This window comes from Parvimonas sp. KA00067 (assembly GCF_001553085.1).
GTDB classification, from domain to species: Bacteria; Bacillota; Clostridia; order Tissierellales; family Peptoniphilaceae; genus Parvimonas; species Parvimonas parva.
In genome coordinates this window covers 106,809-123,252 of the sequence record NZ_KQ960149.1, presented here as the reverse complement: position 1 = coordinate 123,252, position 16,444 = coordinate 106,809, and the positions used below count along the sequence as shown (strand labels likewise).

General features: G+C 27.9%; 22 protein-coding genes. 6 read left to right on the top strand and 16 right to left on the bottom strand.

Features of this window, described 5'->3' with window-relative positions; translation table 11 throughout:
* Nucleotides 1–38 precede the first annotated feature (38 nt).
* The 14 genes from HMPREF3181_RS04310 to HMPREF3181_RS04245 form a co-directional block, all read right to left on the bottom strand.
* A complete protein-coding gene (locus tag HMPREF3181_RS04310; RefSeq protein ID WP_068473506.1) occupies nt 39–251 on the bottom strand; it encodes a hypothetical protein in 213 nt (70 codons plus the stop codon).
* Entirely contained in the window at nt 252–446 is a 195-nt protein-coding gene (locus HMPREF3181_RS04305; protein WP_068473503.1) for a hypothetical protein, read from the bottom strand. It abuts the gene before it with no gap.
* Nucleotides 447–674 carry a hypothetical protein gene (locus HMPREF3181_RS04300; RefSeq protein WP_068473500.1) on the bottom strand — a complete coding sequence of 76 codons (228 nt, stop codon included), beginning with the start codon at nt 672–674 and terminating at the stop codon, nt 447–449.
* Nucleotides 675–683: 9 nt separating this feature from the next.
* Nucleotides 684–1,238: a Holliday junction resolvase RecU gene (locus HMPREF3181_RS04295; protein WP_082713904.1), complete on the bottom strand. Its 555-nt coding sequence runs from the start codon at nt 1,236–1,238 to the stop codon at nt 684–686.
* Between the two features lie 4 nt (nt 1,239–1,242).
* The gene (locus HMPREF3181_RS04290; RefSeq protein ID WP_068473497.1) at nt 1,243–2,073 is read right to left on the bottom strand and encodes a rolling circle replication-associated protein; all 831 of its coding nucleotides are present in this window, start codon (nt 2,071–2,073) and stop codon (nt 1,243–1,245) included.
* A 231-nt stretch (nt 2,074–2,304) separates the two neighbouring features.
* Nucleotides 2,305–2,700: a hypothetical protein gene (locus tag HMPREF3181_RS04285; RefSeq protein ID WP_068473494.1), complete on the bottom strand. Its 396-nt coding sequence runs from the start codon at nt 2,698–2,700 to the stop codon at nt 2,305–2,307.
* On the bottom strand, nt 2,657–3,331 hold the full coding sequence (locus HMPREF3181_RS04280) for an HNH endonuclease signature motif containing protein (protein WP_068473491.1): 675 nt from the start codon (nt 3,329–3,331) through the stop codon (nt 2,657–2,659). The genes HMPREF3181_RS04285 and HMPREF3181_RS04280 overlap by 44 nt, the downstream gene beginning before the upstream one ends.
* 4 nt (nt 3,332–3,335) lie before the next feature.
* A complete protein-coding gene (locus HMPREF3181_RS04275; protein ID WP_068473488.1) occupies nt 3,336–3,563 on the bottom strand; it encodes a hypothetical protein in 228 nt (75 codons plus the stop codon).
* Between the two features lie 20 nt (nt 3,564–3,583).
* Nucleotides 3,584–4,012 (bottom strand): single-stranded DNA-binding protein, encoded by a 429-nt coding sequence (locus HMPREF3181_RS04270; RefSeq protein ID WP_068473485.1) that lies wholly within the window; start codon nt 4,010–4,012, stop codon nt 3,584–3,586.
* 11 nt (nt 4,013–4,023) lie between these two features.
* Complete coding sequence (locus HMPREF3181_RS04265) at nt 4,024–4,281, bottom strand: hypothetical protein (protein ID WP_068473481.1); 258 nt, start codon at nt 4,279–4,281, stop codon at nt 4,024–4,026.
* Between the two features lie 20 nt (nt 4,282–4,301).
* Nucleotides 4,302–4,631, bottom strand: coding sequence for a hypothetical protein (locus tag HMPREF3181_RS04260; protein ID WP_068473478.1), 330 nt, complete (start codon nt 4,629–4,631; stop codon nt 4,302–4,304).
* The gene (locus HMPREF3181_RS04255) at nt 4,628–5,011 is read right to left on the bottom strand and encodes a hypothetical protein (protein WP_068473475.1); all 384 of its coding nucleotides are present in this window, start codon (nt 5,009–5,011) and stop codon (nt 4,628–4,630) included. Before HMPREF3181_RS04255 ends, HMPREF3181_RS04260 begins: the two co-directional genes overlap by 4 nt.
* Nucleotides 5,012–5,215: 204 nt before the next feature.
* Nucleotides 5,216–5,515 carry a hypothetical protein gene (locus HMPREF3181_RS04250; RefSeq protein ID WP_068473472.1) on the bottom strand — a complete coding sequence of 100 codons (300 nt, stop codon included), beginning with the start codon at nt 5,513–5,515 and terminating at the stop codon, nt 5,216–5,218.
* Between the two features lie 37 nt (nt 5,516–5,552).
* Nucleotides 5,553–5,753: a helix-turn-helix transcriptional regulator gene (locus tag HMPREF3181_RS04245; RefSeq protein WP_068473469.1), complete on the bottom strand. Its 201-nt coding sequence runs from the start codon at nt 5,751–5,753 to the stop codon at nt 5,553–5,555.
* Between the two features lie 150 nt (nt 5,754–5,903).
* On the opposite strand from HMPREF3181_RS04245, the gene HMPREF3181_RS04240 reads away from it, so the two are divergent.
* Genes HMPREF3181_RS04240 through HMPREF3181_RS04230 form a run of 3 tightly spaced genes read left to right on the top strand, consistent with a single transcriptional unit; the run spans nt 5,904 to nt 8,764 of the window.
* Nucleotides 5,904–6,596 (top strand): helix-turn-helix domain-containing protein, encoded by a 693-nt coding sequence (locus tag HMPREF3181_RS04240; RefSeq protein ID WP_068473465.1) that lies wholly within the window; start codon nt 5,904–5,906, stop codon nt 6,594–6,596.
* 31 nt (nt 6,597–6,627) lie between these two features.
* Nucleotides 6,628–7,182: a DUF5067 domain-containing protein gene (locus tag HMPREF3181_RS04235; protein ID WP_068473462.1), complete on the top strand. Its 555-nt coding sequence runs from the start codon at nt 6,628–6,630 to the stop codon at nt 7,180–7,182.
* Nucleotides 7,183–7,237: 55 nt separating this feature from the next.
* Entirely contained in the window at nt 7,238–8,764 is a 1,527-nt protein-coding gene (locus HMPREF3181_RS04230; protein WP_068473459.1) for a recombinase family protein, read from the top strand.
* Between the two features lie 88 nt (nt 8,765–8,852).
* Here the strand turns inward: HMPREF3181_RS04230 and HMPREF3181_RS04225 are convergent, their stop codons facing one another.
* Both HMPREF3181_RS04225 and HMPREF3181_RS07850 read right to left on the bottom strand, forming a co-directional pair.
* Nucleotides 8,853–9,386, bottom strand: a complete 534-nt coding sequence (locus tag HMPREF3181_RS04225; protein WP_197415922.1) for an N-acetyltransferase — start codon at nt 9,384–9,386, stop codon at nt 8,853–8,855.
* Nucleotides 9,387–9,438: 52 nt separating this feature from the next.
* Nucleotides 9,439–9,600, bottom strand: a complete 162-nt coding sequence (locus tag HMPREF3181_RS07850) for a hypothetical protein (protein WP_197415921.1) — start codon at nt 9,598–9,600, stop codon at nt 9,439–9,441.
* Between the two features lie 390 nt (nt 9,601–9,990).
* On the opposite strand from HMPREF3181_RS07850, the gene HMPREF3181_RS04220 reads away from it, so the two are divergent.
* The 3 genes from HMPREF3181_RS04220 to HMPREF3181_RS04210 all read left to right on the top strand — a co-directional run bounded on the left by HMPREF3181_RS04220 (nt 9,991) and on the right by HMPREF3181_RS04210 (nt 16,342).
* The gene (locus HMPREF3181_RS04220) at nt 9,991–10,893 is read left to right on the top strand and encodes a ribonuclease H-like domain-containing protein (protein WP_068473456.1); all 903 of its coding nucleotides are present in this window, start codon (nt 9,991–9,993) and stop codon (nt 10,891–10,893) included.
* Between the two features lie 64 nt (nt 10,894–10,957).
* Nucleotides 10,958–11,521, top strand: a complete 564-nt coding sequence (locus HMPREF3181_RS04215; RefSeq protein ID WP_068473454.1) for a hypothetical protein — start codon at nt 10,958–10,960, stop codon at nt 11,519–11,521.
* 378 nt (nt 11,522–11,899) lie between these two features.
* Complete coding sequence (locus tag HMPREF3181_RS04210; RefSeq protein ID WP_231723265.1) at nt 11,900–16,342, top strand: InlB B-repeat-containing protein; 4,443 nt, start codon at nt 11,900–11,902, stop codon at nt 16,340–16,342.
* Nucleotides 16,343–16,444 lie beyond the last annotated feature (102 nt).

The window sequence follows — 16,444 nt, the reverse complement described above, 5'->3', positions numbered from 1 at the left end:
TCTACTATCTCAACCGCTTTTTTTGATATTTTTTTCATCTACTCCACCTCTTCCATTATCCAATCTAGTAGATTAAGCCATTTTTCTACTAATTTTTCTATTTCTTCATCACTAAATATCGTTTGATAATCTTCTGTTTCTTCTTCACTTTCTAAACAAAATTGTTCTTGTACTTTATCATAATTTAGATAATTATAATTTGAAAATTCAAAACCTTTCAAATATTTGTGTTTTAGTTTATAACGTTTCATCTACTCCACCTCAATTTTCTCAATAATATAAATACTTCCATTTCCTGTTATACTTCTTGTTCCTTTAGAAATCCAAATTCCTCTTGTTTTTAAAAATTTTTTCATTTTCATAAAACTTAAAAAATATTTTTCATAATCACACTCTCCTGCTCCTAATTCTAATTTTTCATAAGTTAATTTATATATAAATTTCATCTATTCCACCTCTATTTTTATCTGTTTTTTTATTGCATTAAATAATTTTTGGAATTTCTTTTCTTTTTCACTTTCTGAAATATAACCATGTAGGTATAACATATTTATGCTATCTCTTATTTTTTCAAAATTAATAGCATATTTGTTTATTTTAAACCCTTGTTCTTTTAATTGTTCTTTTATTGTCCCACCTAATGCTCCAAAATTCAAAATCAATTCTTTTTGCATAAATCCCTCCTAATCATTATTCTTTGTTACAATTTTTATATGTTGTAAAAAATCTACTCCTCTGCTATATCTATAAAATACTTCAAATTCTTTCAAATCATCTGCAGTTACACTCTTCTTTCCAAAACGCTTTTCCATATCTTTCCAAATCTCAAAAGGTACAAAGAAATATCTTTCTTGCAGTCCCTCTGCAAAACATATACAAACTGCAGTTATTGATTTTAAATTACTATTTCTTTCTAATTCTTTATTTTGATTTTCTGATAATACACTTTTTTGTATTTTATCTTTACTTGTATATTTGCATTCAAAAACTATCGCTTGTCCCGTCATAAATACTCCTTTAAAATCAGGTTCTGCTCTTTTTATGAATTGCCCTATAAATCTTCCTCCTTGATTTTTTTTCAAAACTCTAAAAGGTTCAGGTGTTTTGTTAATATTTGCTATCCCTTTCTCTCTGTAATAATTACAAGCTCTTTCAACTTGCTCTTCAAAAAAACGCCCTTGTGCATTATTTATTGCACTTCTTCTCTTTCTAATCAGTTTTTCGTCATCTATTTTCAAAAAATCACTCCTTTCTCCTCATTTTCAAATATATACTCCAACCGGTAATTTCATTGTAAACCGCTTCATATCCATTTAGCATGTCTCTAATTTCCCAGTTCGGATATTGCTTTTCCCAATACTTTTTGTCAAATCCACCTCTTATAAGTTTTTCAATCTTTCTTTTACTGTACTTGTAATCGTTAGTACGACTTTCGGGTCTTCTTAGGTTTTGACTACAAGTCCATTTTCTTTTTTGAGTTAAATTTCTAACTATGTACTGACTAACTCTTGTTATCCCCTCTACAAAATCATATTGCACCTTTTGAGCATTTGCATATCCATACCTTTTTCCTTTCTTTTCTCCTTTCTCCCTTTTCTTTCTCCATAAGTCCTCGACCAAATCTCTATCTATATTACCGTTCACGATTAGATGATGATGTGGTCTTACTTTATCAACGTACTTTTCGTCCTCTTCTGTTGTATATGATGTTACAAGTAGATACTTCAAGTCTTCTTTTCCTAATTTTTTTCTAAGCCTTTTTAATCTTCTTAAAAAATTTTGAACATTTCTTTCTAACTCTTCAAGTGATTTAGGTAACATTTCATCACTATATGTTAAATGTAAAATCAAATCTCCCTCTCCGAAATTGCTTTCTGCTATTTGAACAAATCTTCTCTTTGCATTTTTATCGTTTAAATTCTTTTGCTTTTGTAAACTCTCTTTTTCTTTCTTTGACCTCTTCCCTTTTCTCTTTCGTGGAATTGTCATTGGATAAATATCAACTTCTAAGTAATTATCTCCACAGAATATTTTCTTTTCTCTCATAAAACTAAATCCTAAATGCTCATTCATAATACCACCTATATTTTTATACTTTTTACTTTTCTATTTTTATGTATGGTCGAAAAGATAATACCCCTTACAAGCTCACAAAAGAGGCTTTAAAAATTCCCTCTTTTTGTGTATTTTACTTGCATTTTTCAACAAATTGTGGTATAATAATATTAACTAAATGTTAAATGTTTTCGCATTGACCTGCAAAACAATACCACTGAAAAGGCACTTAAAAAAGTGCTTTTTTCTTTACTCTTTTTTATTTTCTACTTTTTGCTCAAGTGCATATTCCAAATCAGTAATAACACTTATTATTGCTCTAATTTCTGTTAATGCCAGTTTATAATTTGATATTCCAAGACTATTTATACAAAGAAGAGCATTTCTTTTAAATTCACTTTGTAATCCGTCAAAATACAAATCATCAATAGCAATTTTTTCTTTATCCTCATTTTCTTCTGATTTTATATCTTTTAAAAAAGCTACTGTTAAAGAATTTTTACTCTTGTCTATTAATTCTGCACACGCTTTAATTCCGTTTTCAGTTTTTTTAAAAATAAGAGATTGAATTTTTTCATATTCAACACCATTATAAAAAATACTACTTTCTGCTATCATTAATTTCTTTGCTGTAGTTGGATTCATTATTTTTTCTCCTTTTTTCTTTTTTTATACTGATTTCTAACCTTACTGCATTTAATCCTGTTCTTGTAATTTCAGAATCTGTAGAGTAATAACCTCTGCTATTCATAATTAAATTTTCATATTTTGTTATACACTCTAAATTATCTAAGTTTAAATTTTGAGTATTCCTATCTAAAAAAACTATAATCTTTCCTTTTGGAATTTTTCCGAAATGTTTTTCATAAATAACTCTATGCTTTAAATTCCATTTATTAGGCTCTGCTACTTTTATTTCGATATATCCGTCTTTGGTTATTCTTTCAGCGCCTACTTCTTTTGCGTTATGCGGAATATTTCCTTTTCTAAAACTTGTTTTATTAGGCTTTGAAAGTCCCTTAGTTCCTTTGTTTTTCGGTACATTACCTTTCTTAAAACTTCCGGAGTTCCCTCTTGTTAGCCCTTTTGTACCTTTGTTCCACGGGATTTTTGTGGTAAAACCATTAGTTTGTTTGAAATTATAAAGACTTGCAATATTTATATTAAGACTGTATTCTTCATTTAAAATCTTTACCATTTCCTTACATCTCATAGTTTCGTAATTTTGTTTTATAAATTCTATTGCTTCGGGTGTATATTTTCTATATTTTTTCATAACATTACTCAAGCATCTTTAAGTCATTTTCTTTTAAGCCACAATGTTCTCCCTTTATTTGAACTGCTCTTAAAACTACATTTGCATTTGATATAATCGCATTACTTATTTTTGTAATACTTTCTGCTCTTTTAATCTCTTCGGCTAATTCTTCTCCTGTCAACTCTTCATCATTAAGTCTTTCAAGTTCTAAAAATAAATGATTATTTAAGTCTGCTAATTTGTTTTTCATACTTATCTCCTTTTGCTTGTCTAAAATGGTACTTCTTCGTCTTTAGCTTCTGTTAATCCTAAATCCCAACCGGAGAATGGGTCATCTTCTTTTTCTTTTTCGTCCTTTTCTCCCCAGTCAATGAATTGAACTCTTTCTGCCCAAACTTCTGTAACAAATCTTCTTGTTCCGTCTTGTGCAGTATAACTTCCTGATTGAAGTCTTCCTTGAATTGCTACATTTCTTCCTTTTTGTAAATATTTTTGACAATTCTCCGCTTGCCTTCCCCAAACAACTATATTTATAAAATCAGCTGTCAGTCTATTATTTAGTTCTGCTTCTTGTTTCTTTTCCTTAGACATTCCCTTGTCAACTGCTAATGTAAATCTACAATAAGCATTATCTGACCCTTGTATATATCTTAGTTCCGGTTCTTTGACCAATCTCCCAATTAAAACTACACTATTCATAAATTCCTCTCCTAGTACATAAGCTCTTTTATAAAATTCATTGCAAAAAGCATTATCGCAAATGCAACAAGCATTCCATACATACAACCTCTAAAAAGAATACTATTTTCACTTTCGATTTTATCTTCAGCTTTTATATCTTCATCTTCTATCGTTTCACTCTCAACCAATTTTGATATTCTAGTTATTGTGCTTTCTTCTCTATTATTATAATCAACAAATCTGTCTAAACTTGTTGAATTGCAAAAATCATCATAAGTCTTTACCATTTCTTTTCTCCTCTCCTCTCCTATCTCCCAATCAAACCTTTCATCCTTTGCTCGTTCCATATCTTCTCTGCTAATCGTTTTTTATCCTCTTCAATCTGTTTCCTGTTATCCTTTATTTCTCTTTTGACAAATTCTCCTATAAAAAATTCTACACGTGCCATTTTAATTGCTTCCATTTCTTCGAAAGTTAAAGAATGAACATCTTTAAAAGATACACTTTCACTATCTCTATTTAAGATTATTAAAGTATTGTTATTATGTTTTGAATAAATAATCTCGTGTCTTCTCTTCTTGTATATCTTCCAACCTAATTGCTTAAGTGTTCTTTGTTCTTTTTTCAACTTATTCATCTTATCCCTGCTCTTTTTAGTTTTCTGATTAGTTTTTTGACCTCTTGCTTTACATAAGCCATATCCTTATACTTTGACCTTGCGTGATTTTCTTCTCGATAAGGTACATAGTCGCTACTAAAATTACAATCAAAGCCTATAACTCTTTTCCCATTATGGACTTTATTGTATGTAATACCTTTATGTACTTTTAAAAGTTCTAAAGTACCTGGATATATCTCTTTATCATCTTCTAAAATCACATTTGCATATAAACTCCCAAAGTTCTTATCTCTTCCGATTTCATATTCGTAACCATCAAAATGAATTACTACTCTTTGACCCTTTGCAATATATCCACAGTCGTCAATATATCTGTTATACTCTTTGCCTTTTTTCATTTTTCTTCATTTTCCTTTAGAACTTCCCTCTCAAACTTTTCTGCAAGCATTTCTGCTAAATCATCAAGTGCAGCATCTAAAAAACTTCCCTCAAATAATATTTCTGTCATTGCTTTTACTCCTTTTGTCCCTCTCCCCCTTTGTGCTATAATTAGCTTGAAAGGGGGTGTTGTTATGTTTCAAAAAAAATTTTTATAATTTTGCTTAAATACCTTTTTCAAAAGGTATTTTTGCATTTTTAATTGTTTTTTCTATTATAGTTTCAAATTTTAAAAACAACTCTCTTTTAAAATCTGTTAAAAAATATTCTTTATCATAAATTACTGTTTTTAAATATCTAATCTTTTCATAAAAATCACTATATGTTTTACAATCTTTTAAAAATTCTTTATACAATATCCTTATTTCTTTTTCTACTTCTTTTTCATAATCATTTGATTTTATTTCTAATTCATTTATTTTGTTTAAAAAATCTTCATATTTAAAATTATTTTTTTCTTCCATCTCTTTCTCCTTCATCAAAAATTTACCAATCGTGTTTTTAATTTACAAAAAAAATTTCTTCTACACTTTTATTAAAAAATTTAGCCAATTTTATTTTTATTTCATCTCTCGGTACTCTATTTCCTTGTTCATACATTGAAATAGCTGAAACTCCAACACCTATTATTTTTGCTAACTCTTCTTGAGTAAGATTTTTTTCTATCCTTAATTCTTTCAATTTTTCACTAAAATTATTCATAACTACTCCTTTCTAAAATTAAAACACCTATTGTGTGATTTTATGATAACACGTTTAGTAAATTTTGTCAACGCTTTTTGTGAATTTTTTTAAAAAAACTATTGCCTTTTCACGTAAAGTGTAATATAATAACATAAAGGAGTTGATTTTATGAAATTTAAAGATATTTTAAAACAATTAAGAGAGGAAGAAGGCTTAAAGCAAAAGGAACTTTGTACTAAACTAAATCTATCTCCTTCAGCCATTTCTATGTATGAACAAGGAAAAAGAACTCCCGATATAGATACTTTTGAATTAATCGCAGATTACTTTAATGTTAATTTAGATTTTTTAAAAGGTAGAAGTGATATAAGAACCCCAAACGTAAATGTAGATTATTCAAAAGAAAATACAATAGAAATTCCAACAACATCAATGTTATTTTATGATAATATTTGTGTGAATTGTAGCAGTCCTATTATGCCAGAATACTCACAAGATATAGAAGTTAAAGAAATAGAATTACCTAACGCCATACTTGGAGATATAGCGGGTAAGTCAAATTTAGTTGCTATAAAATCACGTGGCGACAGTATGGATAAAATAATTCCTGAATATAGTTTAGTTATAATTCAAAAATTATTACCTTATGAAAATGTTGAAAGCGGAGATATAGTAATGTATTCTTATGAGGATAGTTGGAGTATAAAAGAGTTTATTAAAAAAGATGATTGTGTCGTATTTAGACCGCATAGTACAAACCCTCACCATAAAGATAATGTTTATAAATTTAGCGATATGGAAGATGGAATGAGTGTACCTGAAATTTTAGGTAAGGTTGTATATTATGGTGTTTCACTATAATTAATATAAATTTAATTTTTAGGAGGAAAAAATGAAAAAAAGATTTTTAATGCTATTGTTAGCAAGTACAATGTTAGTAGCTTGCGGAAAGCAAGAAACTAAGAAAGAAGAAACTAAAGAATCTACAACAAAAGTTGAAGAAAAGAAAAAAGAACAAAAAGAAGAAAAGAAAATAGGATTTGATGGAAAGACTGTTGAAATTAATGATTTAAAAATTGTAATTACTGAAACTAAAATTATAAAAGTTGGAGAAAAAGGAAATGAATATGGTTCAAAACCTGTTATAGCTTTTTGGTATGATACTACAAATAAATCCGATAAAGAATTAGACCCAACAACTGCATGGATGGCTGTTTTTAGTGCTGTTCAAGATAATAGTAAAGATATGGTTAATGAACTTCAAGTAGCATCACATCCAGATAAAACTCTATTAAATACTCAAATGGCAAAAATAAAAAAAGGTGGAACAGTTAAAAACGCTGTCGCTTATGAATTATCTGATGATATAACCCCAGTTACTTTAAAAGCTACTCAAGGAATTTCAGGTAAAGAACTTGGAAAACACATTTTTGAAATAAAAAAATAAAATCAAAGGTACAGTACATACTGTGCCTTTTAATTAACAATAAGGAGGTGTTATAATGAAAAAGGCTTTTGCTTATGCTCGTTTTTCAACAGATATGCAAAGAGAAGAAAGTATTGATGCACAATTTAGAGCAATTAAAGACTATTGCTCAAGAAATAAAATATTTTTAGTAAATACTTTTGCTGATGAGGGAATTTCCGGCACAACGGATAATAGACCACAGTTCCAGGAAATGATAAAACTTGCTGATGAGGTTGATTTTATAATTGTACATAAATTAGATAGATTTTCAAGAAATAAGTATGATAGTGCTATTTACAAAAGAGAATTAAGTCAAAAAAATGTTAGAGTTATTTCTGTTTTAGAAAATTTAGATGATAGTCCGGAGAGTGTAATTTTAGAATCTGTACTCGAAGGAATGAGTGAATATTTTTCTAAAAATTTATCAAGAGAGGTTAAAAAAGGTCTCTACGAAAATGCTTATAAAGGAAAGTTTAATGGTGGAGTTCCCCTCTTCGGTTATTCAATAGATGAAAATAAAAATTATATTATTAATGAATATCAAGCAATAGCAGTAAGATTGATTTTTGATAGATTTGCAAAAGGTTCATCATATACTGATATAATAAATGAACTTGATTCTCTTGGTTACAAAACAGTTAAAGGAAATAGCTTTAAATCTACTACTCTTTATGAAATGCTATCTAATGAACGTTACATCGGAACTTATATTTTTAGCAAAGAAGATTATAACCTCCAAAATAAAAAAAGAAACACTCATAGACATAAAAATAGAGAGGACATGATTATCGTTGAAAACGGCAATCCTGCAATAATAGATAAAAATACTTGGCAATTAGTAAAGGAGCGTCAAAAATTGAATAAGAAAATAAGTAATAAAGCAAAATGGGACTATGTTTTATCGCCTTTCCTCTACTGCGACGAATGTGGAGAAAGATTACAAGGAACTGTACGAAAAAACAATCAAGGCAAAATATATCACTATTACAGATGCGTAAACAAGAATTGCAGTCAACAATCTATAAGAACCGACTTTTTGGAAGAAGATTTTTATACTGCATTTAATGAAGCTATATTTTCAGAAGAAAACAAAAAGACATTATCTGAAAGAATAAAAATATATTTAGATAACAAAAAAACAAATGTTGATAAATCAAAATTAGAAAATGAAATAAAAGAAATTGAAAAACAAATTAATAATTGTATTGAATTTATTCTAACCGGGTCTAACTCTATATCCGTTAAAAATAAAGTTGAAGAATTAGAATTAAAAAAATTTAATTTACAAAATGAACTTCTAAAATCAAAAGCAAATGAAAATAAAATTGATATAAATTCAATCATAAAATTTTTAAACAAATATGATAAACTTGAAAATTTTTCAATTAGCGAACAACAAATAATTTTAAAATTCTTTATTGAAAAATTAAAATATAAAAAAGGAAAACTAACAATAAGACTAAAACTAGTCGAACATTGTCCCACCAGTGAACGTGGGTTTATAAATGGTACTGAATTTCCTGCACCAAAGCTCGAGAAATCGAGCTTTTTTTGTGCTTAAATAAAAAAGAAAAAAACTAATTTCATTTTTTCCTTTCTTGCATTAAAAAAGCAACTATCATTTTTGATAATTGCTTAATTTTTTTATTTTATTTTAATTTCATAATAAGAACCTTTAATCCATTAGTCGATTCAAACTCTGGAATTAAAGTAAATCCAAAATTTTCATAAAAACTAATTAATTTAGGATTATCTTCACACTCAAGCCATACATATCTTGCACTAATTAAACTCTTTACTTTTAACAAAGTATTATAAGCTAAAGTTAATAATTCATTTCCGCTTATAGCATCTCCGTTTAAACTATTTGAATAATTCTTTCCTAATTGTCCGATTAAATAGCTATTTATATAATAAGAACCATTTTCCAATTTTTCACCCTTTTTACATAATTTTCTTTTCTGATTATTTGACAATTTTTTATAATTTTTATCTCCAATAATTAGCTTTTTGTTAGCTAAAGAAAAATATCCAACAAGAGTTGAATTTTTAAATACTAAATGAGTTGTAGAAATTGACGATTTTTCAAATTGTATAGCTTTATCATGTAAAAAGCATTCAACATCATTTATTTTATCCGATGGAATGCTTTTAAAAGTTTTTAATATTCTATCAGTTTCCAAATCCCCTAAACTATCTAAAAGATCTTGTAGTAAAATTATTTTAAATTCCATATTATTTTTTAACAAACATCTTTCTTATATCTTCGGTATTACTAACATTAGAAGATTTAACATTTACAACTTTTGCTTTACTATCCTTATCTAATGCTTTTAAAAGATTGTCTACTGATTTTCTATTAAATTTCAATTCACTTGTAAAACTCTTTGTAGCCATACTAACCTCCTAACCTTATTTATTTTTTCACACAAATAAACTATCTAATGTACTTATATTATACCCTATAATTATAAAGCTTTCAACACATTTTATAGTATATTTTGCACTTTTTGTGTAATATTTTTAATCACTCTCGCATTAAAAAAGCAACTATCATTTTTGATAATTGCTTTTTGTGTTACTATCCTTAACTAATAAGGCTTATTACATTTTTAATATACTTTCGGTTAAAACTTTTGAAAAATTTATTCCTTTTCGCTTACTTTTATGTTAAAATAAATATGAATTTACATTTCTTGTGTAAAAGAATATTTATTTCATCATATTTACCTTTTTAAATTTATCAAAATGGAAATATGATATAATTATTTTAGTAAAGGAGTAATTATGAAAAAAGTCCAGAATATTGAAAAGACAGATTCTGATTTTAAAGATTATATTTTATTTGATATAGAAACGACAGGTCTTAGCAGAACTAAAGATTTTATGTATATGTTTGGAATTTGTGAAAAAAAAGGTAATGAGCTAATTTATTCCCAATATTATATCGAAGATGAGAGCGAAGAAAAAGAGCTTATTTTAAAAGTTAATGAAGTTTTAAATTCTAAAAAAGTTATTTCATATAATGGAGATAGGTTTGATTTTCCTTTCATTAGAAAAAAAATGGAAAAATACAATATTGCTCAAAATAGTTTTGAAAATGTGGATATTTATAGACAATTTCAAAAATTAAACTTTTTTCTTGATGAACCAAGTCTTAAAGCGATAAATTTAGGAAAAAGATTGGGTCTTGACGTTCACGACCATGTAAACCAAGAGGAAATGCCGAAAATTTTTCAAATGTATCAGGAGCTTAAAGACAAAGAAATGCTATCAAAGTTGATTTATCATAATTATATCGACCTTAAAGTTTTAAGCTACATTTATGAATACAAAAAAAATATTTTGGATAAAATTTTGACGATAAAAAACAAAAACTTTTCAGGAACGATAAAAACAATTTATCTTCAAAAGAACAATCTTGTTACAAGACTTACAAATACAGAAAAGAAAAACATAAATTTTCATCAAAAAAACTACAATATAACAAGCAATTCTGATGAAATAAAAGTCGAATTGGAATTAGAAAACGGAATAATCGAAAACAATACAAAAGCAAAAGTCTTTAAATCAAAGTACGACAACAAGCTCTTTAAAGACTCCAAAAACCTAAACGAAAATTTCATTCTAATCATAAAAGACAAAAAAATAATAAAAGAAAACTTACTTTTTCTACTAAATTTAATTTAAGAGAGCTTTAGGAGCATTCAGTTAGGGATTTATGGAAATAGAGTTAAATAGATAAGGAGAAAAAATGTTTATATTAGAACTATACAAAGATGGAATTAGCACAGAGCTAGGACTATTTGACACCATAGAAGAAGGAAGAAAATTTGTATCTCAACTTAAAGGATACAAATTTGAAGAGATAGGCGGATTTGAATACGAAACTATAAAGCTAGATTCAATCTCAGACTACATGGAACTAGAAATAAATGGCAACATAGTACCACTAACTAAGTTTATGTTTACAGAAGATGGCAATGTAGAAGTATATTGGAAAGAAATTCCAAACCTATCTAAAAAAGGAAAAGGAATCGTAGAAGGTGCAACTAGAGTGGATGCCTACACAGTAGCGAATTCAGATTTAAGAGAATATATCGAAGCGAGAGAAAATAATTATTTAGAAGTAAAGAAAAATCTAGAAAAGAAAGGCTACCAAGTAGAAAGAGCCTACTTCGGATCAGAAGACGGAGAAGCAATCCTATTTAGAAAAAAAGATTCAGAAGATTGGCACTCCTTAACCCATATGGATCCGGAATTCACAGAAAAATTTGATTTAGATGAATGTTTAGAAATGGTAGAAGAAGATAATTAAATCGAAAGCTAAAAGCCACCACTCGGTGGTTTTTTGTTTCTAAATTATATTTTTTAAAAAATAAAAAAGAGCGCTTTAGGAGCGTTCAGTTATGGATTTATGGAAATCAAAGTTTAACTGATGACCTTTAAGCGGTAAAAAAATAATGACCATACAAGAGTAAAAATGCTCCTGTGTGGTCGTTTTCTTGTGTTTAATTATATCAAGTATCAAAATGATATGTGGCTAATTTATTCTTGCAATTTAAGAAATTTTAGTCCATATTTTTTTATTTTAAAAAGTGCTATAAAAAACTTGACAATTATATATATATATATAATGTATATATAATTAATAAAGAGATGTTTATTTTTAGCATTTATTGAAAGGAGAAAAAAAGTGCAAAATCAATTTTTTAAAAAAAGATTTTTATCATTTTTATTAGCAATTATCATGATCGTCGGTTTTTTACCGTTTAAACACATTTCTAATGCTGATGTAAAGGTAAATGAAATTTATCTTGATAGTGCTAAGGGTGATGATAATAGTGACGGTACAAAAGAAAAGCCGGTGAAAACTTTTGCTAAGGCAATTGAAAAGGCTAAAGACGGAGATACGCTTAATGTTATAAGCCTTACTGAAACAAATATAACAGTTAATAAAAAAATAACATTAAAATTCATCTCTGATGCAACTATGCAAGGAAGTGGAACTGCTATTACCTTAAAAGATGGAGCACATCTTTGCGTAGCTGAAGGAAAAACACTTAACATTAATGGTTATAATAAAGGAATTTTAGTAGAAAAAGGAGCAGAGATAAACGACGGAAATTATGTTTTTAAATTTCCTGATAATGGTTTTGCTTTTGAAACAAGCGGAAATATTGTAGGAACAAGCAAAGACAAGCTTAAAATGGACATAACAAATGGATATTTTATGTTTCATAGTAAAGATAATGAATTAAGAAATGCTACTATTAATCAGAGATATGAGGGAGATAAGTGGCAACTTTATGAATGGAATGGTTTTAAAGCTTTTAATTCAGAAATCAATTTATATAGACTACCAGTATATTTTAAAGGTCCTTTATACCTTGATAACACAAAATTTGTAATAGACGGAACGGGTGTAAGACATGAAACAGGGGCATATTTTGAAAACTCTTGGGAAGTAGGAGTATTTCATTTTACCAATCAATCTATTTTTGAGGTCAAAAACTTTAATACACATTGGAGAGCAAAAGGCATAACTTTTGGTTATGATAATAAAGTGCTTGTCGATAATGGGGCTAAGATAGTTGTAAAAAATAATAAAAACGGTGGTCTTAATGCAAATCAAGGTATAGCAACCTTCAATGGTGGCTATCTTGAAGGAGATGGACATAGTGGTTCATTATTTGGAGCACAAGATAAAGCAAATACTAAGATAGTTTTTGGGGCAGATTCAGTTGTAAATACACCGATGAAAGCCGACTCTGATAATGGACTTGGTCAAAGTGGAACAAACTATATTGTAATAGGGGGTTCACACAAAGTTAAGTACTCTCCTAATTATCAAGGAGGACTTGCTATTCCAGTTAATGGAGAAGAAAATGGCAATGAAAAACTTACTTGGTTTCAATTAAAAGATAAAAATTTAGATAAGCTTGCTCCAATTAATAAAAATGGAAAAACTTATGATTATTCTGTAAAAAATTCATCTGATGATGGCAATAAATATGTTTGGACACCTGCAGCTAAAGTTACTTTTAAATTAAATAATGCTGATGCAAGTTTTGCAGATAAAACAAATGAAGATAAAGAATTTAAGACAATAAGAGGCTACAAACTTGATGATGTTGTAGGAAATGAAAATCCTGGTGATCCAACAGATAAAAATGGGGTTAAATTTTTAGGTTGGTACTACAAGACAGATAAAGGCGAAGAAAAAGCATTTGATTGGAATGGAAAACTAACTGCTGACACAGAAGTTTACGCAAAATGGGAAAGAAAAACAGCTATTTATCATAACGGAGCTGGTAAAGACTATATATCTTCTGTAAGCAAAGATGCAAAAAATATAGAAGTTTTATCTTTTGATGATATCTTAAAAGAAAAAGATGATTTTAAAGTAGAAGGTAAAAAATTTGTAGGATGGACAACAGCTTCTGACGGAAGCGGAAAAGTTTATAATGCAAAAGAAAAGATAAACTTTACTGAAGGACAAACTCAAATAGATTTATACGCAAAATACACTGATGATGAATATAAAGTTTCTTTCTCAGCAAATGGAGGAACTTTTAGTGATAACTCAATCTTTAAAACTAAAAAAGATGTCTTTACTATAGAAAAAGATAAAAATGGTGGGGATGTTGCAGTACTTAAGAAAACTGCAAAATACAATGATAAATTATTTGATTTGTTAAATGGACTTGACCATAACAGTTTAAAACCGGATAAAGATGCAACAAAAACAGGTTTTGTTATTGGAAATAAGGATAACTGGTCAACTACAGCAGAAGCTGGCGGAAAAGCAATAAGATTTGATGATTATAAATTATTTGGTTTTTTTGATAAGAAAGGTGAAAATCCTGAAATAACTTCAGATACAACTTACTATTTAACTTGGAAAGATGATCCGAATATTCCTAATGAAAATAAAATTTCTTCACAAGAAACAATTGACTCTGATATTTGGTCAGACAGTAAACAAACAAGTAAAGATATAAAAATCATTTCTGAAAATAAAGAATTTTCTTTGACAGGAGAAGTAAATGTTTCTTCTATAAAAGATAAAATGAAAGCAATTGAGGGAATGTTTAATAAAGAAGAAAAAGATTTTGATAAAATTTCCCTAACTGGAGCAACATCAACTTTTACTGCTACTTTAACTTTACCTAAAGAAGTAGAAGCGCCTAAAAATTTACAAGTAGAAGCTAAGGGACTTGGAGATTGTTTTGAAGTTAGTGAAACAAAAGTAAATGGGCAAAAAATAACTGTAACATTTAAACTTAAAGACGGAATGACTGATTATAAAAAATTAAAAGAAGCAGTCTTATCTACAGGTGATAAAGATAATACACTTTCAGTAACAGTTAATGGGCTAAAATTAAAAGATTTTGATAAAATAAAAGACGGTCAAAAATTCACGATTAAAGGAGAAGTTAAAGGGGATTTTTCTGCAGTAGCAAAAGATGGCGATACAATTAAAAAATTCGACTTTAAGTGGACTGGCAACCAATCAAAAGAAGGAAAAGATGTTGAATCAAAAGATGATTCTGCTATCCAATATACAATAATGGTATCAAAACCTGTTCAATTAACTCTTGGTGGCGATTTACTTGTTAAAAAGGCTAATGAAGACTACGACACAGAACATGACATGGTTTATCCAGTAAACAAGGAAGACCTTTTAACATTTGATGGAAAACTTGATGTTTCTTCAATTAAAAATCAAATACAATCTTTAAAAGATGACTTTGATAAAAACAATAATAATTCTTCAAATGAAATAACAACAAAGAATGTAAAAAGTGAATTTGTAGCAAGTATAGAATTTCCTGAAGGTTTAGAAATACCAAAAGACTTAAAAACTACTTTAACAAATAACAATTTATTTGAAATAAAAAATGGCGATGTCAAAATTGATGGAAATAAAATCATTGTTAAAATGACGCTAAAAAAAGACTACACTAAATTTATCGACTTATATACAGATGTAATAAGTGTAAATGATAAATTAGATTTAGAAATTCCAAATATTAAAGTAAAAGATACAGCTAAAGGCAATTTAACAGTAAAAGGAGAAGTATCAGGTACATTTATAGGTGTTGCAACAAAAAAAGATTTAAATACAAAAGTATTTAATTATAAATGGACTGGAAAACAAACACCGGACGGGAAAGATTTCACTCAGAGTAAAGATGATAATGACTCAATTAATCTTACAGTTAAGCTTCCACAAGAACTTACTTTAGCTGGAGATATTTTAATAGGTGATGATACTGAACATGACGCTCTTCATGAAGTTAAACGAGGAGATGTTCTTGAATATACTGGAAAACTTGATGTTTCTTCAATTAAAAATCAAATACAATCTTTAAAAGATGACTTTGATAAAAACAATAATAATTCTTCAAATGAAATAACAACAAAGAATGTAAAAAGTGAATTTGTAGCAGAGCTTACAATTCCTGATGGATTAGAAATTCCTGCTAATTTAAAAGCTACTTTAACAGAAAATAAACTTTTTGAAGTTAAAGCTGGAGATGTTAAGAGTGATGGAAATAAAATCATTGTAAAAATGACTTTAAAAAATGCAAATTATACTAAATTTACTGACTTATATAATGATGTAATATCTGTCCCAGATACCTTAGATTTAAAAGTGCCCGGAATTAAAGTGAATGATAGTGTAGCTGATGGAAGCAAGTTAACTGTTGTAGGTAAGGTTCATGGTAATTTTAAAGGAAAGGCAACTTCGCAATCTGGTAAAAAAGAAAGTTATAATTATTTTTGGACTGCAGAGCAAACTGAAGATGGAAAAGACTTTTTAATTAAAGATCAAAAAGATAATAAAACAATTCAATATACAGTAATTGTAAAAGAAGAAACAAGACCGGGTGAAAATCCAGGTAAAAAACCGGATGAAAAACCGGATGAAAAACCGGATGAAAATCCAGGTAAAAAACCGGATGAAAAACCGGATGAAAAACCGGATAAAAAACCGGATAAAAAACCGAAAGATAAACCTTCAGCTAATAAAAAACAAAAACTTGTAAAAACTAATATTTCACAATCTTCAATATTATTAGTTTTGGCAAGTGGAGTTTTAGTATCATTTGTAAAGAAAAAGAAAAAATAATTTTCATATAATTAACAATGTTATATTATTTACTTTTTTATAATTTAAATTTTGGTAAATAATTATAAAATTAAATTTATAAATTTTTTCTTTAAATTAAAA